The 23,327-nt window shown below is 58.1% G+C and carries 25 protein-coding genes; 22 read left to right on the top strand and 3 right to left on the bottom strand.

Annotated features, from left to right (window positions below):
• Positions 1 to 31 precede the first annotated feature (31 nt).
• The 8 genes from fur (at position 32) to AC6I6H_RS16570 (ending at position 7,431) form a co-directional block, all read left to right on the top strand.
• On the top strand, positions 32 to 517 hold the full coding sequence (gene fur, locus AC6I6H_RS16605; RefSeq protein WP_497955090.1) for a ferric iron uptake transcriptional regulator: 486 nt from the start codon (positions 32 to 34) through the stop codon (positions 515 to 517).
• A gap of 109 nt (positions 518 to 626) precedes the next feature.
• Positions 627 to 857 carry a hypothetical protein gene (locus AC6I6H_RS16600; protein WP_497955089.1) on the top strand — a complete coding sequence of 77 codons (231 nt, stop codon included), beginning with the start codon at positions 627 to 629 and terminating at the stop codon, positions 855 to 857.
• Positions 858 to 1,015: 158 nt separating this feature from the next.
• Positions 1,016 to 1,927: a site-specific tyrosine recombinase XerD gene (gene xerD, locus AC6I6H_RS16595; protein WP_497955088.1), complete on the top strand. Its 912-nt coding sequence runs from the start codon at positions 1,016 to 1,018 to the stop codon at positions 1,925 to 1,927.
• Between the two features lie 110 nt (positions 1,928 to 2,037).
• The gene (deoB, locus tag AC6I6H_RS16590; RefSeq protein WP_497955087.1) at positions 2,038 to 3,225 is read left to right on the top strand and encodes a phosphopentomutase; all 1,188 of its coding nucleotides are present in this window, start codon (positions 2,038 to 2,040) and stop codon (positions 3,223 to 3,225) included.
• A gap of 26 nt (positions 3,226 to 3,251) precedes the next feature.
• Complete coding sequence (locus AC6I6H_RS16585; protein ID WP_497955119.1) at positions 3,252 to 4,061, top strand: purine-nucleoside phosphorylase; 810 nt, start codon at positions 3,252 to 3,254, stop codon at positions 4,059 to 4,061.
• 12 nt (positions 4,062 to 4,073) lie between these two features.
• Positions 4,074 to 4,928, top strand: coding sequence for a purine-nucleoside phosphorylase (locus AC6I6H_RS16580; RefSeq protein WP_497955086.1), 855 nt, complete (start codon positions 4,074 to 4,076; stop codon positions 4,926 to 4,928).
• Between the two features lie 21 nt (positions 4,929 to 4,949).
• A complete protein-coding gene (locus AC6I6H_RS16575) occupies positions 4,950 to 6,278 on the top strand; it encodes a pyrimidine-nucleoside phosphorylase (protein ID WP_497955085.1) in 1,329 nt (442 codons plus the stop codon).
• Between the two features lie 304 nt (positions 6,279 to 6,582).
• Positions 6,583 to 7,431, top strand: coding sequence for a lipoate--protein ligase family protein (locus AC6I6H_RS16570; RefSeq protein ID WP_497955084.1), 849 nt, complete (start codon positions 6,583 to 6,585; stop codon positions 7,429 to 7,431).
• 166 nt (positions 7,432 to 7,597) lie between these two features.
• Here the strand turns inward: AC6I6H_RS16570 and AC6I6H_RS16565 are convergent, their stop codons facing one another.
• Positions 7,598 to 8,329, bottom strand: coding sequence for an alpha/beta hydrolase (locus AC6I6H_RS16565; RefSeq protein WP_497955083.1), 732 nt, complete (start codon positions 8,327 to 8,329; stop codon positions 7,598 to 7,600).
• Between the two features lie 250 nt (positions 8,330 to 8,579).
• Between AC6I6H_RS16565 and pdhA the strand changes: the two genes are divergently transcribed.
• The 7 genes from pdhA (at position 8,580) to AC6I6H_RS16530 (ending at position 16,174) form a co-directional block, all read left to right on the top strand.
• Entirely contained in the window at positions 8,580 to 9,644 is a 1,065-nt protein-coding gene (gene pdhA / locus AC6I6H_RS16560) for a pyruvate dehydrogenase (acetyl-transferring) E1 component subunit alpha (protein ID WP_497955082.1), read from the top strand.
• 31 nt (positions 9,645 to 9,675) lie between these two features.
• On the top strand, positions 9,676 to 10,656 hold the full coding sequence (locus AC6I6H_RS16555; RefSeq protein ID WP_497955081.1) for an alpha-ketoacid dehydrogenase subunit beta: 981 nt from the start codon (positions 9,676 to 9,678) through the stop codon (positions 10,654 to 10,656).
• Positions 10,657 to 10,782: 126 nt separating this feature from the next.
• On the top strand, positions 10,783 to 12,495 hold the full coding sequence (locus tag AC6I6H_RS16550) for a 2-oxo acid dehydrogenase subunit E2 (protein WP_497955080.1): 1,713 nt from the start codon (positions 10,783 to 10,785) through the stop codon (positions 12,493 to 12,495).
• A 5-nt stretch (positions 12,496 to 12,500) separates the two neighbouring features.
• Entirely contained in the window at positions 12,501 to 13,919 is a 1,419-nt protein-coding gene (lpdA, locus tag AC6I6H_RS16545) for a dihydrolipoyl dehydrogenase (RefSeq protein WP_497955079.1), read from the top strand.
• Positions 13,920 to 14,134: 215 nt separating this feature from the next.
• The gene (locus AC6I6H_RS16540) at positions 14,135 to 14,707 is read left to right on the top strand and encodes an RNA polymerase sigma factor (protein WP_497955078.1); all 573 of its coding nucleotides are present in this window, start codon (positions 14,135 to 14,137) and stop codon (positions 14,705 to 14,707) included.
• Positions 14,708 to 14,798: 91 nt separating this feature from the next.
• Positions 14,799 to 15,236 (top strand): hypothetical protein, encoded by a 438-nt coding sequence (locus AC6I6H_RS16535; protein WP_497955077.1) that lies wholly within the window; start codon positions 14,799 to 14,801, stop codon positions 15,234 to 15,236.
• Positions 15,237 to 15,478: 242 nt separating this feature from the next.
• Complete coding sequence (locus AC6I6H_RS16530) at positions 15,479 to 16,174, top strand: aspartate/glutamate racemase family protein (protein WP_497955076.1); 696 nt, start codon at positions 15,479 to 15,481, stop codon at positions 16,172 to 16,174.
• A 60-nt stretch (positions 16,175 to 16,234) separates the two neighbouring features.
• Here the strand turns inward: AC6I6H_RS16530 and AC6I6H_RS16525 are convergent, their stop codons facing one another.
• A complete protein-coding gene (locus AC6I6H_RS16525) occupies positions 16,235 to 17,137 on the bottom strand; it encodes a prohibitin family protein (RefSeq protein ID WP_497955075.1) in 903 nt (300 codons plus the stop codon).
• A 148-nt stretch (positions 17,138 to 17,285) separates the two neighbouring features.
• On the opposite strand from AC6I6H_RS16525, the gene AC6I6H_RS16520 reads away from it, so the two are divergent.
• From AC6I6H_RS16520 to AC6I6H_RS16490, 7 genes are all read left to right on the top strand, one after another.
• Entirely contained in the window at positions 17,286 to 18,461 is a 1,176-nt protein-coding gene (locus AC6I6H_RS16520; protein ID WP_497955117.1) for a D-alanyl-D-alanine carboxypeptidase family protein, read from the top strand.
• A 133-nt stretch (positions 18,462 to 18,594) separates the two neighbouring features.
• A complete protein-coding gene (gene spoIIAA / locus AC6I6H_RS16515) occupies positions 18,595 to 18,951 on the top strand; it encodes an anti-sigma F factor antagonist (protein ID WP_497955074.1) in 357 nt (118 codons plus the stop codon).
• On the top strand, positions 18,948 to 19,394 hold the full coding sequence (spoIIAB, locus tag AC6I6H_RS16510; protein ID WP_497955073.1) for an anti-sigma F factor: 447 nt from the start codon (positions 18,948 to 18,950) through the stop codon (positions 19,392 to 19,394). Before spoIIAA ends, spoIIAB begins: the two co-directional genes overlap by 4 nt.
• 11 nt (positions 19,395 to 19,405) lie before the next feature.
• Complete coding sequence (sigF, locus tag AC6I6H_RS16505; protein ID WP_497955072.1) at positions 19,406 to 20,161, top strand: RNA polymerase sporulation sigma factor SigF; 756 nt, start codon at positions 19,406 to 19,408, stop codon at positions 20,159 to 20,161.
• A 190-nt stretch (positions 20,162 to 20,351) separates the two neighbouring features.
• Complete coding sequence (locus AC6I6H_RS16500) at positions 20,352 to 21,038, top strand: GTP pyrophosphokinase (RefSeq protein WP_497955071.1); 687 nt, start codon at positions 20,352 to 20,354, stop codon at positions 21,036 to 21,038.
• Positions 21,039 to 21,153: 115 nt separating this feature from the next.
• The gene (gene lysA / locus AC6I6H_RS16495; protein WP_497955070.1) at positions 21,154 to 22,485 is read left to right on the top strand and encodes a diaminopimelate decarboxylase; all 1,332 of its coding nucleotides are present in this window, start codon (positions 21,154 to 21,156) and stop codon (positions 22,483 to 22,485) included.
• Between the two features lie 208 nt (positions 22,486 to 22,693).
• Positions 22,694 to 23,128, top strand: a complete 435-nt coding sequence (locus tag AC6I6H_RS16490) for a peptidylprolyl isomerase (RefSeq protein WP_497955069.1) — start codon at positions 22,694 to 22,696, stop codon at positions 23,126 to 23,128.
• Here AC6I6H_RS16490 and AC6I6H_RS16485 read toward each other — a convergent pair.
• On the bottom strand, positions 23,109 to 23,327 hold a 219-nt coding region (locus AC6I6H_RS16485; protein ID WP_497955068.1), incomplete at its 5' end, for a hypothetical protein. The genes AC6I6H_RS16490 and AC6I6H_RS16485 overlap by 20 nt on opposite strands.

Below are 23,327 nucleotides of genomic sequence, written 5' to 3'. Positions count from 1 at the left end.
TATGAAATAGCAGTGGGCAAGGAGGGGGACTATGGAAGAAACCCGCATCGAGAAAATCAAACACCAGCTTCAATCTCAGGGCTACAAATTGACTCCTCAGCGCGAAGCGACCGTCCGGGTTCTTCTGGAGAACGAACAGGACCATCTGAGCGCCGAGGACGTTTTTATGCTTGTGAAGGACAAAGCGCCCGAGATTGGACTGGCAACCGTCTACCGGACCCTGGAACTCTTGAGCGAGCTGCATGTGCTGGAGAAGATGAACTTTGGAGACGGCGTCGCCCGCTATGACTTGCGCAACGACCGTACGCGCCATCATCACCATCATTTGATCTGCATTCAATGCGGATCGGTGAGCGAGGTGCTGGAGGATTGGCTGGACCCGCTGGAACGAAGACTGGAAGAGCAGTACGGCTTCCGGGTCGTCGACCACCGGCTGGACTTTCAAGGCATCTGCCGGGATTGCAATGACAAGAACCTCGCAAAAACCCCCGTACAAACGAACAGCGGCACCCTCTGAAGCGGCCAACCGGTTGCGGAAGGAGGGTGTTATTAATTCTATGGGTTTCATATTCGGTTTCGGCCAGGCATATCTTATCCGTGATTAATGAAAGCGCGGAGGGATGGGCATGGTGATTTCATGGCGCAAGCTGAAACGGATGTTGCAAGGGGCGGTTTTGTTTGCCGTTTTGACGGTTTGCCTGCATCAGGGGCTGGCCTGGGCAAAAGCGCGGATGGAGCCGGACCGTATCCCGGAGCGGCATTCCGGCGGCCTGCACGTCTTTGGCGGCCACGGGGACGGCGGCGAGCGAATGCGGCCCTCCGAGCGTTTGAGGCTGTATTATTGGCTCGGGGAATGAAAAAGTTTTTCAGCCAAATCCGTACGAATCCCGGGGATGAGGCAGGAAATTGAACGCCCGTGTGGAAGACATTGTACGAATGCCTGTCCGTCCGCATGCGAATGACGGCCGGGCGGGTGCGAAAATCAGACATGCATGGGACAAGGGGCAGCGACCGTATGGAACATTGGCTTCAGGCTTTCATTCAATACCTGTCTTCGGAAAAGGGGCTCGCGAGCAACACGCTGGAATCTTACGAGCGCGATGTCGCGCAGTATCTGGATTATTTGCGCGAAAGCGGCGTTGAGGCTCTTCCGGATTCCGAGAAAATACATATTCAAAAGTATCTGATCGAAATGAAAAACAAGGGACGCGCCTCCTCCACGGTATCCCGCAGCATTGTGTCCATCCGTTCCTTTTATCAATATTTGCAGCGGGAAAACCAGGTGACGGTCAACCCGACGCTTCACCTGGATGCGCCGAAGCTGGACAAACGGCTGCCGCAGGTGCTGACCGTCTCCGAGGCGGCCAAGCTTCTGGAATCGCCGGAAACCGATTCGCCCGCCGGTATTCGGGATAAAGTCATGCTGGAGATGCTTTACGCCACCGGCATCCGGGTGACGGAGCTGATTTCTCTCGACCTGGAAGACGTCAATCCCTCCCTCGGGTTCATTCACTGCGCCGCGCGCACGACACGGGAGCGGGTCATACCGCTGGGGAAAACAGCCGCCCGTTGGCTGGAGGAATATTTAAACGGGACGAGGCAGACGCTGTTAAAGCAGGGGGAACGGGAAAACGCCCTTTTCATCAATCATCTCGGCACGCGGCTGACCCGCCAGGGCTTCTGGAAAATCATCAAGAAGTACGCCCGGGAAGCCTGCATCGAAAAGGAGATTACGCCGCACACGCTGCGCCACTCGTTTGCGACGCATCTTCTGGACAACGGGGCGGATTTGCGCTCGGTGCAGGAAATGCTGGGGCACGCCGACATCTCCACGACGCAGATTTATACGCACATGATGAAAAGCAACATGAAGGAAGTGTACGACCGGACCCATCCGAGGGCCAAGGAAACGGGAAATCCCGTGTAACGGTTTTGGGTTTAACGGCTTCGGCCGGCGAAAAGCTCCCGCAAGGGGCTTTTTGCGGCTCTTGAAGCTTTTGCGCGCGGCACGACTCATTATTGAAGGAGAGGAAATCGATGAAATTTCGCAGAGTTTGTTTGATCGTGCTCGACAGCGTAGGCATCGGGGAGCTTCCCGACGCCGCGCGGTTCCAGGACCAGGGTGCTCATACGCTGGGCCACATTGCGGAAAAGGTGGAGGGCTTCGCGCTGCCGAATCTGCAAAAGCTCGGCCTGGGCAACATCGCTCCGCTGCCGAAGGTCGCACCGGCTGAAACGCCGCAAGCCTATTATGGCAAAATGGGCGAAGCCTCCGTCGGCAAGGACACGATGACCGGGCATTGGGAGATCATGGGGCTGAAGATCGACGTGCCGTTCAACACCTACCCGGACGGCTTTCCGACTTCGCTTTTGGCCGAATTCGAAAAGGCGACCGGCCGCAAGGTGATCGGCAACAAGCCGGCGTCCGGCACGGAAATTCTGGACGAGCTCGGGGAAGAGCAGATGAAAACCGGCGCCTGGATCGTCTACACGTCGGCCGACAGCGTGTTTCAGATTGCGGCGCATGAGGAGATCATTCCGCTGGAAGAGCTGTACAACGCCTGCAAAATCGCCCGCGAGCTGACCTTGAGGCAGGAATATTCGGTCGGCCGGGTTATCGCCCGTCCTTATGTCGGAACACCCGGCGCGTTCAAGCGTACGCCGAACCGCCACGACTACGCGGTCAAGCCGCCCGCTCCGACCGTCATGAACCGGCTGCAGGAAGCGGGGCTTGACGTGATCGCCGTCGGAAAGATCAACGACATCTATACCGGCGAAGGCGTGACCGAAGCTTTGCCGACCAAAAGCAACGAAGACGGCGTGCAAAAAACGATTGACGCGCTCGGCAAAGACTTTACCGGGCTTGTGTTCACCAACCTCGTGGACTTCGACTCGCTGTACGGCCACCGCCGTGATCCGCTCGGATACGGGCAGGCGCTGATGGACTTCGACCGTTCGCTCCCGGATATCCAGGCGAAGCTTGGGCCGGACGACCTGCTGATCCTGACGGCGGACCATGGCAACGATCCCGTTCACGCGGGAACCGACCATACGCGGGAATACGTTCCGGTGCTGCTTTGGAGCCCGTCCTTCGCTTCGGGCGAAGCGAAATCGGTCGGCGTACGGGAGACGTTCTCCGACCTCGGGGCGACAATTGCCGCCAATTTCGGGGTCGGCCTGCCGGAGCACGGCGTCAGCTTTTTGGATGAAATCAAGAAAGGGTGAGCCTGAGCATGCAAACGAAAGAATTGATGGAGCAAATGGCCAAAGCGGCCGACTATATCGTTTCCCGTTCCCCGGTGAAGCCGGAAATCGGCCTCATTCTGGGGTCCGGGCTCGGCATTCTGGCCGAATTGATCGAAAACCCGACGGTTATTCCGTACGGGGACATTCCGCATTTCCCCGTTTCCACGGTGGAGGGCCATGCGGGCGAGCTGATTCTCGGCACCGTGAAGGGCAAGCCGGTCGTGATGATGAAAGGCCGCTTCCATACCTACGAAGGCTACGGGGCCACCAAGGTGTCGTTCCCGATCCGCGTCATGAAAAAGCTCGGCGTCAAAACGCTGCTCGTTACGAATGCCGCCGGCGGCGTAAACGAAGAATTTGAAGTGGGCGACCTGATGGTCATCCGGGACCACCTGAACTTCATGTTCCTGAATCCGCTCATCGGGCCGAATGTGGACGAGATGGGCGTGCGGTTCCCCGATATGTCGGAAGCTTACAGCCGCAGGCTGCAAGGCATCGCCGAGGAGGCTGCGGCCGAGCAGGGCGTCCGGCTGCGCAAGGGCGTATACGCCGCCATGCTGGGCCCGTCGTATGAGACGCCGGCCGAGATCCGCATGCTGCGCGTGCTCGGCGCCGACGCCGTGGGCATGTCCACGGTGCCCGAAGTCATCGCGGCGCGCCACGCCGGCATCGAGGTGCTTGGCTTCTCCTGTATTTCGAACATGGCCGCGGGAATTCTTGACCAGCCGCTCGCCCACGAGGAAGTCATGGCGGCGGCGGACAAAGTCAAAGACCAGTTCCTTGGCCTCATTCTGGCCATTATCCCGAAATTGTAGGAGGCGTACGGAATGTCGGAAAGAACGTATTTGCAGGAAATCGAAGAAGCCGCCGCCGCGCTCGAAAAGCGTTTCGGGGGCCGCAAGCCTCGGGTCGGCCTTGTGCTGGGCTCGGGGCTCGGCGATCTTGCCGACCAGGTGGAAAACGCGGTGGCCATTGCATACGGGGAGGTTCCCCATTTTCCGGAATCGACGGTTCCCGGCCATGCCGGTCGGTTTGTCGCCGGTACGCTGGAAGGCAAAGAAGTGCTGGTGATGCAGGGCCGTTTCCATTTCTATGAAGGCTACGAAATGCGCCGCGTCGTATTCCCGATCTACGTTATGAAAAGGCTTGGCATCGAAACCCTGGTGATCACCAACGCGGCGGGGGCGCTCAACCGCAATTTCCGCCCGGGCGACCTGATGCTCATTACCGATCATTTGAACCTCACCGGCACCAATCCGCTGATCGGCCCGAACCATCCCGAGCTCGGCGTTCGCTTTCCGGACATGTCCGAGGCTTATACCCGCAGCTTCCGGGAGCTGGCCCATAAGCTGTCGGCCGACGTACGCGGCGAGGACGGAGAAGGACTGACGCTGCGCGAAGGCGTCTATTGCGGCATTGCGGGCCCGTCCTTTATGACGCCCGCGGAGCTGATTATGCTGGCCCGGATCGGCGGGGATGCCATCGGCATGTCTACCGTATCGGAGGTTATCGCGGCCAGCCACTCCCGCATGCGGGTATTGGGCATTACCTGCATCACGGACATGGCGGTCGGAGAAGAGCTGGAGCCCCTTACGCATGAGCAGGTCATGGCGACCGCCGCGAAAGCGAAGCCGAAATTCCAGTCGCTGGTCCGCGCGTTCCTGCGCGAAGTAGAACTTTAAGCGAAAAGAGGGCGGGGAACGATGCGAACAGTCGATTTGATCCAGAAGAAACGGGACGGCCATGAGCTGTCCGCAGAGGAAATCGCCCATGTGGTGCGGGGTTTTACGAATGGGACGATTCCCGACTATCAGATGTCGGCCTGGGCGATGGCGGTGTTTTTCCGCGGCATGACGGCGGCGGAAACCGCAGCGCTGACGCTGGAAATGGCCCGCTCGGGCGAGCAGGCCGATCTTTCCGGCATTCCCGGCGTCAAGGTGGACAAGCATTCCACCGGCGGCGTCGGGGATACCACGACGCTGATCCTGGCTCCCCTGCTGGCTAGCGCCGGAGTGCCGGTAGCCAAAATGTCCGGCCGGGGGCTCGGGCACACCGGCGGCACGATCGACAAGCTGGAGGCCATCCCGGGGCTGCGGACGGAGCTTGCGCGGGAGGATTTTATCGCGCAGGTGAACCGGGTCGGCGCGGCCGTTATCGGACAATCCGGCAACATTGCGCCGGCGGACAAGAAGCTTTACGCGCTTCGCGACGTGACGGCGACGGTTAATTCCATTCCGCTCATCGCGAGCTCGGTCATGAGCAAGAAAATTGCCGCGGGTGCGGACGCCATTGTGCTGGACGTAAAGACCGGCGGGGGCGCGTTCATGAAGACGCTCGACGATTCGCTGGCGCTGGCCGAAGCGATGGTGGCAATCGGGACGGAGGTCGGACGCGAGACCGTTGCGGTCATCACCGGCATGGAGCAGCCGCTTGGCGCATCCGTGGGCAACGCGCTTGAAGTGCGCGAAGCCCTGGACGCGCTCCACGGCCGCGGCTCCACCCGGCTGATGGAGGTGACGCTGACGCTCGGCGCGCACATGCTGGTGCTCGGCCGGAAGGCGGGGGATCTCGCGGAAGCACGGCGCGTGCTGGAGGCGAAGCTTGCGGACGGCAGCGCCCTCGCCAAGTTCCGCGAGATGATCGCGGCGCAGGGCGGCGATCCGGCAGTGGCCGACCGGCCGGAGCTGCTTCCGGCGGCGGCGCTGGTCGTGCCGGTCGCCGCCGAAGCCGCCGGATACGTCGCCGCGATCGAGGCCGAGGAAATCGGCCTGGCAGCGATGACCGTCGGCGCGGGCCGGGCGACCCAGGAGTCGCGCATCGACCTGTCCGTCGGCCTCGTGCTGCGCCGCGAGGTCGGCGACCGTGTGCAGGCCGGCGAGACGCTCGCCGAGCTGCACCTCGCTGCGGCCGGCGACGCTGATGCGGCCGCGGCGCGCATCCGTGCGGCATTCCGCCTCAGCGCGGAGCCGGTGGAGCGGCCGCCGCTTGTGTACGCCGTCGTCACGAAGGACGGCGTGGAGCGCCTGGCGTAGCCGCTGCGCCAGCGGCACGGCTAGCCTGAGCCGGCGCCGGATGAGACGGCCGGCGGGAGGGGAGCGCGTGCAAGCTTGCAGAGCCTAGAACGTCCCGCCGGCATACAGACCTGAAAAAACGCATCGAAATGCGGGACTTTCCGCCTTCGATGCGTTTTTTGTGCCGTGCCGTTTGCCAAACACATCGTGCAGCCAACATTACTCGAGAAGACAGCGCACGATTGGCATTCCTTTTTTAGAAAAGGTAAAATATACGGGGGACGGGCAATCGGCGTCCCGGTAACGGAAACTGGAGGCTTGGAACATGGACAGGACGGAATGGCCGAATAAGATGGAACTGCTGGACCGGGCCGCCGCGTACGCCGGGGGCGACGTGATGGAACCGTTTGCGGTGGATGAGGTGCTGTGCCGGGAGGTGGGCGAAGGCCGTACGCCGGTGGTTCATCTGTGGAGACACCCCAAGGCGTTGATTCTGGGCATGCGCGACCGCAGGCTGCCGCACGCGGAGGAAGCGATGAATGATCTTCGTGCCGAAGGGTATGATGTCATTGTCCGCAATTCGGGAGGAGCGGCGGTCCCGCTGGATCCCGGTGTAGTCAACGTCTCGGTGATTTTGCCCAACCCGTCGCGCTCGCTGGAGTTTCGCCGCGATTTTCACTATATGGTGGAGTTGGTGCGGGGCGCTTTGGGGCCAAACGGAGGTCTTGTCGACGCCGGCGAGATTTCGGGAGCGTATTGTCCGGGAGATTACGACCTCAGCATCGGCGGACGCAAGTTTTGCGGAATCGCGCAGCGCCGGCAGACGAAGGCTTATGTAGTGCAGGGGTTTATCGTAGCGGAAGGAAGCGGCCGGGAACGGGCGCGGTTTGTCCGCGGGTTTTACGAACGTGCGGCCGGTCTGGACGATGCCGCCGCAGCAGCGGACGCGAAGGCGGATCATGAAAAGCCGTCCGACAGCCATCCGGTGGTCGAAGCCGAATCGACGGCCAGCCTGCTTGAGCTGGGAGTGCCGGGCGGCGCGGAAGGCTTCCTGAACGGAACCCTCTCTTTCCTGCGGAGCAAGGCCGAGCTCGCGGTTATTGACGAAGGGATGCTCCCTCGGCAAGCGATACAGGCGATGATAGCAAGCTTGCGTAACCGATACGACAGGTGAAAAGAATCACAATCGGGCGAGTAATACAGTCCCGGACCGGTTGGCGCCGCAGTTACACATGGCGCAAGTCATGATGAGTACAATCGATACATAGAAAAACGCGGACCGATACGGTCCGCGCCGGATAAGCGGCCTCATGCGGGAGGGCTGGCCGCGCTCCTTCGCCTCAGCGAAGGAGGAAATGCTTCAGCGCTTCCTGCAGCTCGTTCTGCCAGAAGCCCCAGATGTGTTTTCCGTCCGCCTCTTTGTAGCGGACGGATGCGCCTTTTTGCTGGAAGAGCCGGTGCGCGCGCCGGTTGAGCTCGAGAAAATCCAGCTCGCCCCAGGCGGTTTTGACAGCGTTTTCCTGCAGTCCGATCAGCTGATAAAGATCAAGCCGGGACAAGTCCGGTTCGGTTTCGAGCCGCCGGAGCGTCGGCTCCAGAAAAGCTCCGGACAGGGAAAGGACTTTGCGGAACAAGTCCGGATAGTCCAGTGCCAAATGCAGGGAAACCGTACCGCCAAGCGAGTCGCCGGCCAGAATCCGGTTTTCCGGGTCCGCCAGTACGGGGAATTCCCGCTCAATGACCGGAAGCACCTCTTCCGTCACAAAACGCGCATACGCCGGGTAGCGTTCGCCTTCGGCGGAATACTCCCGGTTGCGCTCGGGCAGATCGACCTCGATTCCAACGATCACCGGGGGAGCAAGGTCTTCTTCCAGGACAAGATAATTGGTATGGGTGGCAATCCGGCCGAAGTTCAGGAATTCCAGTCCGTCCTGGCAGTAAACGACCGGGTAAGTCGACAGCTCGTTGTAGCCGGGCGGAAGGTAAACCCACAGTCCCCGTTCCTTGCCGAGATGCGAAGACAAGATCCGCCGTTTGACAATCGTTCGTTTATTGTAGTCGTTTCGCTCCATGCCAGTCGCCTCCGTTGTTCAACAATTCTTCAATTATAACAGCCGTTTCGAGGGTTCAGCAAATTCGCGATCGGGTAATAATGAGGAAAAGTGTTGCATCTGTATTATATATTTTAAAACCTTGTATCAATACAGAATTTAAATCTAGTGTGATGAATTTAACTTTTTTAGTGGAAATCTTGTTGAAACAGTATTATAATATCGGTATAACAGAAGCTTAAGAAAATTTCCAAGCGAGGTGCGGGAATTCATGAGCAAAGACTATGAAGTAACATCGGGAGAGGTTAAGGCTCTAACCATCATTTCCCCCGAAGGCAAGGTTATCAATAAGCAGGAAATGCCGGAGCTTTCCGACGATCAACTGAAAGAAATTATGCGCCGGATGGTGTTCACGCGTACATGGGACGAACGGGCCATCAACCTGGGCCGTCAAGGCCGTCTCGGCTTTTACGCGCCGGTTTCCGGCCAGGAAGCCTCCATGGTCGGCAGCGAATTCGCGCTCGACAAAGAAGACTTTATCTGCCCCGGCTACCGGGACATGCCGCAGCTTGTCTGGCACGGTTTGCCGCTTTATCAGGCGTTCCTATATTCCCGCGGTCATCAGCACGGTGGCCAGATTCCGGAAGGCGTCAACGTTTTGATGCCGCAAATTATCATCGGCGCCCAAGTGCTTCACGCAGCGGGCATCGCGATGGGCTTCAAGAAACGCGGCAAGAAAAACGTCGCGATCACGTACACGGGCGACGGCGGTTCCTCCGAAGGCGACTTCTATGAAGCGCTTAACTTTGCGGGCGTGTTCAAGCTTCCGGCGATCTTCGTGGTCCAAAACAACGGCTACGCGATCACCACTCCGTTCTCCAAGCAGACGGCCGCCCAGTCGGTCGCGCACAAAGCGCTGGCCGCGGGCATCCGCGGCGTACAGGTCGACGGCATGGACGTTCTGGCGGTGTACAAGGCTGTCAAGGACGCGGCTGAACGCGGACGCAACGGAGAGGGTCCGACGCTGATCGAAATTCTGACTTACCGCTTCAAGCCGCACTCCCTTTCGGACGACACGACGAAATACCGGACGAAAGAGGAAGAAGGCGAATGGGGTCTGAAGGATCCGATCATCCGCTTCGGCAAGTACCTCGACTCCAAGAAGCTTTGGACCGAGGAAGACACGGCCCGCGTGAAGGATGAAGCAAAAGCGGCCGTCGCCGAGCACATCAAGAAAGCGGAAGCAACGGAAAAGATGACGATTGGCGGCCTGATCGACAGCATGTTCGAGAAGCCGACCCCGCAGCTGGAAGAGCAAAAAGCGGACTTCGCCTAACATAGGGATCTGAAGGAGGATATGGGTTGTTATGGCACAGATGAACTTGAAAGAAGCAATCCGCGACGCCTTGCGCGTCGAATTGAAACGCGACGAGAACGTGCTCCTCTTCGGTGAGGACGTCGGTCACGTCGGGGGCGTTTTCCGGGCGACGGAAGGGCTCCAGAAGGAATTCGGCGAAGAGCGCGTCTTCGATACGCCGCTTGCCGAGTCCGCCATCGGAGGCCTCGCCTTCGGTCTTGCCGTACAAGGCTTCCGCCCGGTTGCGGAAATCCAATTCGTCGGCTTTATTTTTGAAGCGCTCGACCAGATGCTGGTTCAGGCGGCCCGTCTGCGCTTCCGCTCGGGCGGACGCTACAACGCGCCGATCGTGTTCCGTACGCCTTTCGGCGGCGGTGTCAAAGCGGCCGAGCTGCACACCGACTCGCTCGAAGGCCTGGCGATTCAAACGCCGGGGATCAAAGTGGTGGTTCCTTCCAATCCGTACGACGCCAAAGGCCTCATGATCTCGGCGATCCGCGACAACGATCCGGTCTTCTTCATGGAGCACCTGAACCTGTACCACGCGTTCCGCGCGGAAGTACCGGAAGGCGAATATACGGTGCCGATCGGCAAAGCGAACATTGTCCGCGAAGGGAAGCACGCGACGATTCTGACCTACGGCCAAATGGTTCACCGTTCGCTGCAGGCGGCCGAAGAAATTCAGAAATCGCGCGGCGTGGAAGTCGAGGTCATCGACCTGCGCACGCTCAGCCCGCTCGACATCGAGACGGTTGTAGAATCGATCAAGAAAACAAACCGCGCGATCGTCGTTCAGGAAGCCCAGCGTATGGCCGGTGCAGCGCCTGAGCTGATTACGCAAATCAACGAAAAAGCGATCCTGCACCTGGAAGCGCCCGTTCTGCGCGTAGCCGCTCCGGACACGGTATATCCGTTTGCCCAGATCGAAGACGCCTGGCTGCCGACGCCCGCCCGGATCGTCGAAGGGCTCAATAAAGTTCTGGATTATTGAGAAAAAGGCACAAGGGGATGAGAAAGCTGGTTTCGGCCGGGGAAGCGACAGCTTTGCCGCCGGAAGCCCGCATTCTCGCCCCCCTGTCCTTTTGCTGCCAACTTCTAACCCGAGGAGGAAACGCAAGTGGCCAGATTTGAATACAAATTTCCCGAGCTTGGCGAAGGTCTCCATGAAGGCGAAATCGTCTCGCTTCACATCAAGGTCGGCGACAAAGTTACCGATGAAGACATTATTATGGAAGTCCAAAACGACAAAGCGGTCGTTGAAGTGCCCTGCCCGGTAAACGGCACGGTGCTGGAAGTGCTCGTGAAGGACGGACAGGTTTGCCACGTGGGCGAAACCGTCGCCGTGATCGAAGCCGAGGGCGATCTGCCCGAGCAGGCCGAAGCCGAACCGGCACCGGCACCGGCAGCAGCTCCTGCTCCTGCGGCTGCCCCGGCTCCCGCCGCTGCTCCTGCGGCTGGCGGCGCAAACCGTTTTGAGTACAAATTCCCCGAGCTCGGCGAAGGCCTGCACGAAGGCGAAATTGTCAAACTGCATATCAAAGCCGGCGACAAGGTAACCGACGAAGACATCATCATGGAAGTGCAAAACGACAAAGCGGTCGTTGAAGTGCCCTGCCCGGTAAACGGCACGGTGCTGGAAGTGCTCGTGAAGGACGGACAGGTTTGCCATGTCGGCGAGACCGTTGCCATCATCGCGGCGGAAGGCGACCTGCCGGATCAAGGCGACACGCAAAACCCGACCAGCGAAGAGAACGTGAAGGGCAACATCGGCCAAGCGGTTGTAGAGAACGTGAAGCAGGCGAACCTGGATACTCCGATGGACAAGAGCGGCAATCCGGCAGCTGCAGCCGCCGGCACGGTCAAGGACGCATCCGAGGTTCTCGCCACTCCGAGCGTGCGCAAGCTGGCCCGCGAGAAAGGCGTGCAAATCGGCGCCGTACCGGCAACGGGCAAGAACGGACACGTCACCAAGGAAGACGTGCTCAACTTCGCCGCCGGCAAAACCGCGGCTCCCGCAGCTCCTGCCGCTGCGCAAGCGGCTCCTGCAGCCAGCACCCCTGCAGCCGCTCCGGCTGCCGCCATAGCGGCTCCTGCGGCCAAAGCGCCCGCAGCGGCTCCCGCAGCCGAGCTGGACGAAGAGCGCGTGCCGTTCAAAGGCATCCGCAAAGCCATCTCCAACGCGATGGTCAAATCGGCTTACACGGCTCCGCACGTTACGCTTATGGACGAAGTCGACGTTACCAAGCTGGTTGAATTCCGCACCCGCATGAAGCCTGCGGCCGAGAAGAAAGGCATCAAGGTGACGTACCTGCCGTTTATCGTCAAGGCGCTGGTTGCGGCCTGCCGCGAATTCCCGGTCATGAACTCCATGCTTGATGAGGAAGCGGGCGAAATCGTCTACAAAAAATATTTCAACATCGGGATCGCTACGGATACGCCGAACGGCTTGATCGTACCGGTTATCCACAACGCCGACCGCAAGAACGTGTTCAAGATCGCCGAGTCGATCAAGGACCTGGCGACGCGCGGCCGCGACGGCAAGCTCGCCCCGAACGAAATGAAGGGCAGCACGATTTCGATTACGAACATCGGCTCCGCCGGCGGCATGTTCTTTACGCCGATCATCAACTTCCCGGAAGTGGCCATTCTTGGAACGGGCCGAATTTCGGAAAAACCGGTCGTCAAGAACGGCGAAGTCGTCGCCGCTCCGGTGATGGCATTGTCCCTGAGCTTCGACCACCGTCTGATCGACGGCGCGACGGCCCAGAACTTCCTGAATTACATCAAGACCCTGCTTTCCGATCCTGATCTGTTCCTGATGGAGGTGTAAGCGACATGGTAGTAGGTGACGCTTCTGTAGATATTGACGTAGTGGTGATTGGTTCCGGTCCTGGCGGGTATGTGGCGGCGATTCGCGCCGCCCAGCTCGGCAAAAGCGTGCTTGTCGTGGAAAAGGCGGACATCGGCGGCGTTTGTCTGAACGTCGGCTGCATTCCGTCGAAGGCGCTGATCTCGGCCGGCCACCAGTACGAAACCATCCAGCACGGCTCCGACATCGGCATCACCGCCGGCGACGTAAAAGTCGACTGGAGCAAAGTGCAGGAATGGAAAGCTTCCGTCGTCAAAAAATTGACCGGCGGCGTCAGCTCCCTCCTGAAAGGCAATAAGGTTCAGGTCTATAACGGCGAAGCGATGTTCATCAACGAAAACGAAGTCCGCGTTTTCAACGACAACGGACAGCAGCGCTACCGCTTCAAGGACTGCATCATCGCCACCGGCTCCCGTCCGATCGAGCTGAAAACCTTCCCGTTCGGCGAACGGATCGTTTCCTCCACGGGCGCGCTGGCTCTGAAGGAAATTCCGAAAAGCATCGTCGTCATCGGCGGCGGCTACATCGGCATCGAGCTTGGCCAGGCGTACTCCAAATTCGGCACGAAAGTGACCGTACTGGAAGGCACGGATACGATTCTGCCCGGCTTTGAGAAGGAATTCTCGCAGCTCGTGGCCCGCAAGCTGACTAAAGCCGGCGGGGAAATCTTCACCGGCGCGATGGCGCAAAAATCCGAAGTGACGGACAAGGACGTTACCGTTACGTTCACCGTAAACGGCGAAGAGAAGAAAGTAACCGCCGACTACGTCTTCGTTACGGTCGGACGCCGTCCGAACACGGACAACGAAGACTTCGGACTGGAGCTGATCGGCGTGGAAATGGGCGAGCGCGGCCTGATCAAGGTCGACAAGCAGGGCCGCACGAACCTGCCGCACATTTACGCGATCGGCGACATCGTCGCCGGACCGGCGCTGGCGCACAAAGCTTCCTATGAAGGCAAAGTAGCGGCCGAAGCAATCGGCGGTCTGCCGAGCGAAGTCGACTACCGTGCGATGCCGCTGGTCGTCTTCTCCGATCCGGAGATCGCCAGCGTGGGACTGAGCGAAACCGAAGCCAAGGAGCAGGGCATCAATGTCGCCGTCGGCAAATTCCCGTTTGCCGCCAACGGACGTGCACTTTCCCTGAACGCAGGCGAAGGCTTCGTGAAGGTCATCGCCAACAAAGACACCGGCGTTGTTCTGGGCGCGCAAGTGGTCGGGGTTGAAGCCTCCAACCTGATCGCGGAAATGGGCCTGGCGCTTGAAATGGGCGCAACGCTGGAGGACATCGCGCTGACGATTCACGCGCACCCGACGCTGGGCGAAATCGTGATGGAAGCCGCCGAAGGCGCGCTGGGTCATCCGATTCACCAAATGGGACGCTAATCGATACATCCAGGGACCGCCGGGGCGCGTCAAACCGCCAGGGCGGTCCTTTTCCAAACCCTACGCACCGGCAACAGCGGCCTGAACGCTTGGGGGAGCATTCGGCAGGCATAACCGTATGCGAATAAAACCGTGAAGGCCTTCATCCCGAACAAGCGGGATGAAGGCCTTTTTTGTTTTGTAGCCAAGCCGGCCCCGACGGGGTACTCTTTTTAATGATGCAAAAAATTTTGGCCTTCATGAAAAATAACGGCGTGCCGGTTTGTATTAATAGCGAAGGAGGTGCTGGATTGTACAATTCATATGAGCTCAATGAATCTGTACGGCGGGCCCTGGATCTCTATTCGCAAAGCCTGATCAAAATTGCTTTCACCTATTTGAAAAATGTAGCGGACGCGGAAGAAGTGGCGCAGGACGTGTTTCTCGCCTATTTGCAAAAGCGCCCCGTATTTGAAAACAACGAACACGAAAAAGCGTGGCTGATACGAACAACGATCAACAAAAGCAAAAACATGCTGAAGGCCGGCTGGTTTAAAAGCAGGAACCCCGTCCCGGAAGACCTCAGTTACCTCCCGAAGGAAGAAAATGAGGTTTTACAGGCTGTATTGGCCCTGGACAAGAAGTATCGCATTCCGATTCATCTCCACTACTATGAAGGCTATTCGATTCAGGAGATTGCGGAGATTTTGCAGTCCAAGCCTGCAACGGTAGGAACATGGCTTGCACGGGGACGCTTGCTCTTGAAAGAGAAGATGGGAGGCCCGGAGAATGAGGAAATCGGTTTATAAATCCGCTATGTCGCGGGTGAAAACAAGCGAGAATTTCAAAGAAGCAACGCTTCATAAGCTAAATTCGATTCATCAAAAGGAGCGAGTCCAAATGGAGACGACGAAAAAAAGAAAAGCAGCCGGATGGGCAGTTGGTCTTGCAGCTTGCGCGATATTGTCGATTGGCCTTTTTGCAATGAATGTAATGAATCAGGAGGCCCCAACGAAGACGTCGCAGCAGCAGCCGCAGCCTTCCGCTATTGTGTCGGATGCTCCTCCGATTACCGGGAAGATGGCCGTCAATATTGACGGTGTCATCACGGAAGTAAGCGAGGACGGCAAAAGCTTCAAGGTTGGCGATTTGTGGGTTACCGTAACGCCGGAAACCGAAATGGGCATCAAAGGCCCAACGGCCGGCGAGCCGTCGGAAGAGCTGCTGCAAAAAGAATTTGAAGTGGGCAACATCGTCTCCGGCTACACGACGGAGGATATAAGCACGGGGAAAGTAAACGCAGCGAACATTTACAACAATATGAAGCCCCAGCAGTAAGGTGCGCCGGCGTAAAAGCTTTGACAGCCGGCACTCTTCGTCGCAATCCCTAAAAACATGGCCATCCCGGAAGGGGTGGCCTTGCATTTTGCCGTTGCAAACCGCCCGAAGAACCTTATTATAGGTAGAAGCAAGGGTGGTGGGACAATTGATAGCATGTTTCCTTATCGTCCCGAATGTTGACCCATCCACAAAAAGAAGTTAAATTCTGGACTTCATTCCTTTCGAAAGGCGGGAGAATAATGCCAACACGAATCGGCTGCTTGCATGCCCACTACTCAAACATTGCGTATATTGAGGAAGCATTTTCGGAATATGAGGCCGAATGGGTTCATTTTGTAGACCCCGCCTTGGTCATGAGAGTGGCATCGGATGAACAGTTCCGTCCGGAACACGCGCTACAGAAAGTCAGAGAGCAGGTGGAATGGATTGCCGCGAGCGGGGTGGATGCCATTCTGCTAACGTGCACCCGTTATATTGCGCTGCTCCGCGAAGATCACCCGGCGCCATCCCTTCCGGTGATTAAAATCGACGAACCTTTCTTTGCTTCTTTATGCGCCCAGGAGCAGCCACAGCTGCTGCTTTTCACCAATCCGGATACAGTTGAAGACACCATGAACCGGCTCGATCGCTTTGCTCGTCAGCATGGGGCGGCGCCGCAAATTCAGGCGGAAGTGATTGAACATGCTTTTCCGCTGATTATGCAAGGGAAAAAGGAAGACTATCGGCAGGCGGTATCCGATTCTATCGGGACATTGACGAAGACGGCCATGCGCGGGAATCAGACAATCTCCGTCGCCCAGCTTTCCATGGTCGATGCCGCCCGCAAGATTGGCCGGGAACTGGGCATCCGCGTGGGGGACCCTTTGGCACCGCTTGTAGGGTACATGGAGAAAAGACTGCCGTTAACCAAAAAGCAGCCATCTAGCTGCCCGTAAAGAAAAGGCCAGCCCGTCCGGGCTGGCCTTTACAATATTGCAAATTCGAGCAGATGCCGCTTAATTCGTCGCCGCAGGCGGCGAAGACGCGGCGGGCGCTTGCGAAGCGGCCGGAGCCGAGGACGAAGCATTGTTCGTCAAGCCGCCGAGGTCGATGAACGGCGTAGCTCCGCCGGTTACGCTCGGCAGGCGGCCGTCCCATTTTTCCAGCGCTTTTTCCTGCACTTCAATTTGCTTCAGCTGCACGAGCTCGGGCGTGACCTCCTGCTTTTTCAGCCGGAGGGATTCGGCCTCCGCCTGCGCTTGGGTGATGGTCTGCTTGGCTTCGATCTCGATCCGCTTCAGGTCGTTCTCGGCCTGCATCGCCCGCTGCGAAGCGATCTGCTTGGCTTCGATCGAGGCGTTAAACGCGTCGTCGAATTCAAAGTTGACGATGCTGATGTCCGTGATCAGCAGGTTGTAATGGCCGAGCCGTTCGGCCAGGCCGTCCTTGACCTCCTGGGCGACCGTGGTCCGCTTGGTGATCAGCTCCTCGGCGCTGAATTGGGCTGTGACGGCTTTCAGCACCTCCTGGATCGCCGGCGAAATGACGACGTTCGCATACGAAGGACCGACGTTGTTCATCAGCTTGTAGGCGCCTGTAGGGTCCACTTTGTAGTTCACGACGATGTGGGTTCTGGTCACCTGCATGTCGCGCGAAGAGGCCGCCGCGTCCGCTTCGGATTTCTGAACCTGCACGTTGACCGGGATGATCGTCTGCACGAACGGTATCTTAAACTGCAGCCCTTCCGGCAGCACTTCCTCACTCATTTTCCCCAGCGTCTTGCGTACGCCCACATGGCCGTATTCCACGACCGTAAAGCAGTTGAACAAAACAACCGCCACCACCAAAGCCAGCAGCGTCCAGCCGACGATTTTCGGGGCCGGGTGCTTTCTTCCTTTTACCGGCGCTTCTGCACTCATTTCAATTCCTCCCTTTGGATGTAAAACAACCGATATCCCCTCTTACGAAAAAACCGGGCTCCGCGTTTCAGAAAGGAATAAAAACAGCCGGAAGGGGCACAATGGAGAGAAGATTGCCGGTTATTGCCACTATGGGAGGTTGCGAGTGCTGATGAAAAAAAGAATCGCCCTGCTGCTCTGCTTCAGTCTGATCTTCGGGCTTTCCGCTTCCGCTGCGTATGCCGACGAAAAAACGGCGCCTTCGGCCGATTACGCGCCCGGTTCAAAGTCCGCGGTGGTGCTGGACAGCGACACCGGTACCGTGCTCTATCAAAAGAACAAGGATGAAAAGCTGCCGCCGGCAAGCATCACCAAAATCATGACGATGCTGCTGATTATGGAAGCGCTGGAGCAGGGGAAAATCTCTCTCCAGGAAAAAGTCCGCACCAGCGAGTATGCCGCCTCCATGGGAGGCTCGCAAATTTTTCTGGAGCCCGGCGAGGAAATGAGCGTCAGCGATATGCTCAAAGGCATCGCGATGGCGTCGGGTAACGATGCATCCGTGGCGATGGCCGAAAAGCTGGCCGGCTCGGAGGAGGCATTCGTCGAGCAGATGAACGCAAAAGCGCGCGAGCTCGGCATGGCCAATACCCATTTTGCCAACTGCAACGGGCTTCCCGCCGAAAATCATTACTCCACGGCGTATGACATCGCGATCATGTCCCGGGAGCTTCTGAAGCACGAGACCATCACGAAATATACCGGGGTTTATCAGGATTACCTGCGCAAGGATTCGGAAAAGCCGTTCTGGCTTGTCAACACCAACAAGCTGGTGCGGTTCTATCCCGGCGCGGACGGGCTGAAAACCGGGTTTACCTCGGAGGCCCGCTTCTGTCTGTCCGCCACGGCCAAAAAGAACGGCATGCGGGTGGTCGCCGTCGTTCTGGGCGAGCCGGACACCAAAACGCGCAATGCCGAAGTGTCCCGGCTGTTCGATTACGCCTTTTCGCAATACGCCAGCTTCCCGATCTTGAAAAAGGGCGACCCGATCGGCACGCTGAGGATTGACAAGGGCCGCATCAAGGAGCTGCCGCTTCAGGCGGCCCGGCCTTACAGCCTGCTTTTGAAAAAGGGCGAGGCCAAAGGGGAAATCCGATATGAGCTAAAGCTGGACAAAAAGGTGAAAGCTCCGGTCGAGGCTGGTCAAAAGGTTGGGACGCTGGAAATTTACCGCAACAACCGAAAGGTGAGCGAGATGGAAATCGCCAGTCCCGAAACCATTGCCAAGGCAGGCTGGTGGACCCTGTTCAAGCGCACCTTCGAGAAGCTGGTTTCGGTCGGATAATCGCACAACGGCCTGTCGGAAAATGACGCGCCGCTTCTACTTTTGCGGCTTCCCTTCTAGTTTTGTCGGCGGTGCAGGAGTTGCCCGGGGGGCGTAGAATTCAATGGTCATTGGAAGGAAGGAGTGACTGCATTTGAGTCTGCGCATCGAAATCGAGCGAAACGGCCGGAAAACCCTCATTGTCCGTCTGGCCGGCGAACTGGATCACCACTCATCGGAGACCGTCAAACGGAAAATGGAAGAGGAGCTTCAAAGAGAGCTTGGCGTGAACGTGATCCTGTCCCTGAAGGATTTGACCTTTATGGACAGCTCCGGTCTGGGGGTCATCCTTGGCCGGTACAAGCACATTACGGAAAAGGGCGGCCGGATGATCGTTTGCGACGTGGATCCGTCCGTCAACCGCCTGCTGGAGATGTCCGGCATGCACAAAATCGTGGCGATCCGGGATACGGAACGCCAGGCCGTGTCCAGTCTGGAGGTTGTATCATGAGCGGAGCCAACGAAATGAAGCTGTCCTTTTCCAGCCGGTCCGAGAACGAAGCGTTCGCGCGGGTGGCGGTCGCCGCCTTCGCGTCCCAGCTCGATCCGGATATGAACGAATTGACGGATATCAAAACGGTGGTTTCGGAAGCGGTCACGAACGCCATCATTCACGGCTATGAAGGCGATCCGAATCATATGGTGACCATTACCGCCCGGATCGAAGACGATACGCTGCTATTGACCGTCGAGGATCAAGGAACCGGCATCCCGGATCCGGAGCAGGCCCGGCAGCCGCTGTTTACGTCCAAGCCCGAGCTGGAGCGCTCCGGCATGGGATTTACCATCATGGAGAACTTTATGGACCGGGTAGAGGTCGAAACCGAGGTGGGCCGTGGTACCCGGGTGCGGATGGCAAAGCGAATCGAATCGAAAAAAGCGCTGTATAATTAGGAGTCGGTCGTATGAACGGGGATTTGAAGCACGCCTCCCAAAACTACCTCGACGACAGCGAAGTCAAACGCCTGATCGCTTTGAGTCAATCAGGCGATACCATTGCCCGCGACACGCTGGTCAATTGCAATATCCGGCTCGTCTGGTCGGTGGTGCAGCGCTTTCTGAACCGCGGCTACGAAGCCGAGGATTTGTTCCAGATCGGCTGCATCGGCTTGCTGAAATCCGTGGACAAGTTTGATTTGTCGTTTGACGTGAAATTTTCGACCTATGCGGTTCCGATGATCATCGGAGAGATCCAGCGCTTCTTGAGAGACGATGGAACCCTTAAGGTCAGCCGCTCGCTGAAGGAGCTTGCCAATAAGGTACGGAAGACCAAGGACGAGCTGTCCAAGCGGCTCGGCCGTCTGCCGACCGTCGGCGAAGTGGCGGAGGAGCTCGGGATTACCGCCGAGGAGGTTGTCTTCGCGCAGGAAGCGAACAAGCCGCCTTCGTCGATTCACGAGACGGTATTTGAAAACGACGGCGATCCCATTACGCTGATGGACCAGATCGCGGACGACAGCCAGGAAAAATGGTTTGACAAAATCGCCCTGGGCGAAGCGATCGAATCGCTCGGCGAGCGGGAACGCCTGATTGTCTATCTGCGGTACTTCCGCGACCAAACCCAGTCGGAGGTGGCCGGCAGACTCGGCATTTCGCAGGTGCAGGTTTCCCGGCTGGAGAAGAAAATCCTGCAGTCGATACGGGATCAGATCGCCCAATAGCCGCCGGGACGCCGTTTCTTCCGAAATGAGCGCCTCCTGCGGAAAGGTGGCCGGAATCGGACAATTGTCCGATTCCGGCTTCTTTTTTGAAACGAAACAAGGGGAACGGCCGTACTATACATGGTTATCTGTTGTTTATTCCGATGCGGGCCGGCGGTTGGGCCGCATTGCAGCCGGGAGAGATCATGAAATGGACTTAATCAACCTGAACCCTGAAAAAGTGAATGGCCAAGTGCTGAACGAATGGAAAAACGTCATGCTGGTCTATAAGTTTGCGCTGGATGAAGTGAATACCAAGCTGGAAATCCTAAACGAGGAGTTTCAATTTATCCATCACTACAATCCGATTGAGCATATGAAATCGCGCATCAAGAACCCCGAGAGCATCATCGCCAAGCTGAGGCGCAAAAACCTGGATGTCACCGTCCAGAACGCCCGCGACCATATCCATGACATCGCCGGCATCCGCATCATTTGTTCGTTTACGACGGACATTTACCGGATTGCGGATCTGCTCAGCAAGCAAAGCGATATCAAAGTATTGGCGGTCAAGGATTACATCCAGCATCCGAAACCGAACGGCTACCGTAGCGTGCATATGAAGCTGATCATCCCCGTCTTCCTGAGCGACCGGGTGGAGGAAGTGCCGGTCGAAATCCAGATCCGGACGAGCGCAATGGATTTCTGGGCGAGCCTGGAACACAAAATCTACTATAAATTCCAGGAAGGCATTCCCGCGTCAATTACGGAGCAGCTGAAGGAGGCGGCGACGCTGATCGACCGTCTGGACAGGCAGATGCTTTCATTAAACGAGCAGGTGCACACGATCAAAGACCTCAATGAGCAGGAAAGCCACTCGCTCGTCAAGCGGAGCTGACGGTTCTTTGCCCTCACCCTTTTCTTGGTTGTCCGAAGCCGGAAAGGTTGGATTGTCAACCCCCCCGGGGTTGTGTTAAGTTAAAGATACAAATTTTTTAGGAGAGAAGCGCATCATGTACTTGCATGGAACCAGCCGTATCGACAGCCGCGGCCACCTGCAGATCGGCGGCGTCGACGCGAGCGACCTGGCCGCCCGGTTTGGCACTCCGCTCTACGTCATGGACGAAGAGCTGATCCGCAGGCGCTGCCGCGAATTTGTGGAAGCTTTCCGCTCTTCGGGGCTCCGCCATCAAGTGGCGTTCGCCAGCAAAGCGTTTCTCAATTTGGCCATGTGCCGACTTATCGAGGAAGAAGGCTTATCGCTTGACGTCGCTTCCGACGGAGAGCTTTATACCGCGCTCAAGGCCGGTTTCCCGGTGGAGCGCATTCATTTTCACGGCAACAACAAAACCCGCCAGGAGCTTGAAATGGCGCTTGACGCCGGCATCGGCTGCATAGTGGCCGATAACTTCCACGAGCTGGAGCTGCTGAACGAAGTGGCGGCGGAGAAGAGCAAGATTGTTGACATTTTGCTGCGGATTTCGCCCGGCGTTGAGGCGCATACGCATGATTATATGACGACGGGCACGGTGGATTCCAAATTCGGCTTCGACCTGGAGAGCGGAGCGGCGATGGAAGCGGTCCGCACGGCGGCCGGTTTCCGGACGCTTCGCGTGCTCGGCATTCATTCCCACATCGGCTCGCAGATTTTCGAGGTCGAAGGGTTTGGATTGGCCGTCCAGAAGCTGATGGACTTCGCGCTGGCCGTCCGCAAAGAGACGGGGCTTGAATTCCGCGTGCTGAATCTGGGCGGCGGCTTCGGCGTCCGCTACACGGAAGAGGACAAACCGCTTGGGCCGGCCGATTACGTCCAGAGCATCACCAAGGATATCCTGTCCGTTTTTACGGAGAACGGCTATCCGGTGCCTGAGGTTTGGATCGAACCGGGCCGCAGCATCGTCGGAGACGCCGGCACGACGCTTTACACCGTCGGCTCGACGAAGGATATTCCCGGCGTCCGCAAATACGTTTCTGTGGACGGCGGCCTCTACGAAAACCCGCGTCCTGCCTTGTACCAGGCCCGCTACGAAGCGCTTCTGGCCAACCGGGCGAACGAAGCGGAGGACGAACTGGTTTCCATCGCCGGCAAATGCTGCGAAAGCGATATCCTGATTTGGGATATCCGGCTGCCGCAGGCCAAGGCGGGCGACCTGCTCGCGGTGTCCTGCACGGGCGCCTACAACTACACCATGGCCAGCAACTACAACCGGTACCGCCGCCCGGCCGTCGTTTTTGTGAAGGACGGGGAAGCGGAGCTTGTGGTCCGCCGGGAAACGTACGAAGACCTGACCGGCCAGGATGTGATCCCGGAACGGCTGGAAAAGAAAAAGGCAGGACAGCGGTAATCCGTTTGTCCTGCCGTCGCCGGGATGCAGAGAGGCACTCGCCTGCTTCCGCCGTCCCGGCATCCGCCATTTTGCAGTCCCTTCCGGCGGCGGGCCCGATTGTGGAAGCGCCGCCGGTATAGTACAATGAGCGGGGAACGGACAAGCGGACCGTCTCCATGCAAAGCGGTTCCGTTTGCCGACTATATCCATTTGGAGGAAACAACGCATGAAAAAAGGCAGCATTAAACTCGCCAAAGGCGGGGAAATCCTCATCGAGTTCCTGCCGGAAGAAGCTCCGAACACGGTGGCCAACTTCGAGAAACTGGCCAACGAGGGCTTTTACAACGGCTTGACCTTCCACCGCGTCATCCCCGGCTTTGTCGCCCAGGGCGGTTGCCCGCGCGGCAACGGCACCGGCGGCGCCGGCTACACCATCAAATGCGAAACGGCCACCAACGTGACCAAGCACGAGCGCGGCGTTCTGTCCATGGCGCACGCAGGCAAGGACACAGGCAGCTGCCAGTTCTTTATCGTGTACGAGCCGCAGCCGCACCTGAACGGCGTGCATACGGTGTTCGGCAAAGTCGTGAGCGGCATGGAGCATGTCGACACCATCCGCCCGAACGACGTGATGGAAGAAGTTAAGGTCTGGGAAGAGTAAATATCCGATTCAGTTTTTCATAAAAGGATTGCAAAACGGCTGTCAGCATGCCTCTCGCCTGCTGACAGCCGTTTTTTGAACCGGTCGAACCTGCATGTTTGGGATTACCATCGTCCCGAACGCGTTCGGCGATGGGTGCAAGCCCATGAGTGATTCTAGCTAAGATGAACGTAAACAAGGACAGCCCTCCATAATTGCT

Source organism: Gorillibacterium sp. sgz306347, assembly GCF_059735245.1.
Note: the sequence above shows the minus strand (reverse complement) of the source record. Positions and strands in the feature narration are given on the sequence as shown.

Bases quoted from the DNA above. Each gene is read 5' to 3' on its own strand.
- AC6I6H_RS16540 (WP_497955078.1), top strand. From the start codon at position 14,135: ATGATGCAAAAAATTTTGGCCTTCATGAAAAATAACGGCGTGCCGGTT.
- fur (WP_497955090.1), top strand. From the start codon at position 32: ATGGAAGAAACCCGCATCGAGAAAATCAAACACCAGCTTCAATCTCAG.
- AC6I6H_RS16570 (WP_497955084.1), top strand. From the start codon at position 6,583: ATGGACAGGACGGAATGGCCGAATAAGATGGAACTGCTGGACCGGGCC.
- sigF (WP_497955072.1), top strand. From the start codon at position 19,406: ATGAACGGGGATTTGAAGCACGCCTCCCAAAACTACCTCGACGACAGC.
- xerD (WP_497955088.1), top strand. From the start codon at position 1,016: ATGGAACATTGGCTTCAGGCTTTCATTCAATACCTGTCTTCGGAAAAG.
- AC6I6H_RS16525 (WP_497955075.1), bottom strand. From the start codon at position 17,137: ATGAGTGCAGAAGCGCCGGTAAAAGGAAGAAAGCACCCGGCCCCGAAA.
- AC6I6H_RS16600 (WP_497955089.1), top strand. From the start codon at position 627: ATGGTGATTTCATGGCGCAAGCTGAAACGGATGTTGCAAGGGGCGGTT.
- pdhA (WP_497955082.1), top strand. From the start codon at position 8,580: ATGAGCAAAGACTATGAAGTAACATCGGGAGAGGTTAAGGCTCTAACC.
- AC6I6H_RS16490 (WP_497955069.1), top strand. From the start codon at position 22,694: ATGAAAAAAGGCAGCATTAAACTCGCCAAAGGCGGGGAAATCCTCATC.
- AC6I6H_RS16535 (WP_497955077.1), top strand. From the start codon at position 14,799: ATGGAGACGACGAAAAAAAGAAAAGCAGCCGGATGGGCAGTTGGTCTT.
- AC6I6H_RS16580 (WP_497955086.1), top strand. From the start codon at position 4,074: ATGTCGGAAAGAACGTATTTGCAGGAAATCGAAGAAGCCGCCGCCGCG.
- AC6I6H_RS16585 (WP_497955119.1), top strand. From the start codon at position 3,252: ATGGAGCAAATGGCCAAAGCGGCCGACTATATCGTTTCCCGTTCCCCG.
- AC6I6H_RS16575 (WP_497955085.1), top strand. From the start codon at position 4,950: ATGCGAACAGTCGATTTGATCCAGAAGAAACGGGACGGCCATGAGCTG.
- spoIIAB (WP_497955073.1), top strand. From the start codon at position 18,948: ATGAGCGGAGCCAACGAAATGAAGCTGTCCTTTTCCAGCCGGTCCGAG.
- AC6I6H_RS16565 (WP_497955083.1), bottom strand. From the start codon at position 8,329: ATGGAGCGAAACGACTACAATAAACGAACGATTGTCAAACGGCGGATC.
- lysA (WP_497955070.1), top strand. From the start codon at position 21,154: ATGTACTTGCATGGAACCAGCCGTATCGACAGCCGCGGCCACCTGCAG.
- lpdA (WP_497955079.1), top strand. From the start codon at position 12,501: ATGGTAGTAGGTGACGCTTCTGTAGATATTGACGTAGTGGTGATTGGT.
- AC6I6H_RS16555 (WP_497955081.1), top strand. From the start codon at position 9,676: ATGGCACAGATGAACTTGAAAGAAGCAATCCGCGACGCCTTGCGCGTC.
- AC6I6H_RS16530 (WP_497955076.1), top strand. From the start codon at position 15,479: ATGCCAACACGAATCGGCTGCTTGCATGCCCACTACTCAAACATTGCG.
- AC6I6H_RS16500 (WP_497955071.1), top strand. From the start codon at position 20,352: ATGGACTTAATCAACCTGAACCCTGAAAAAGTGAATGGCCAAGTGCTG.
- deoB (WP_497955087.1), top strand. From the start codon at position 2,038: ATGAAATTTCGCAGAGTTTGTTTGATCGTGCTCGACAGCGTAGGCATC.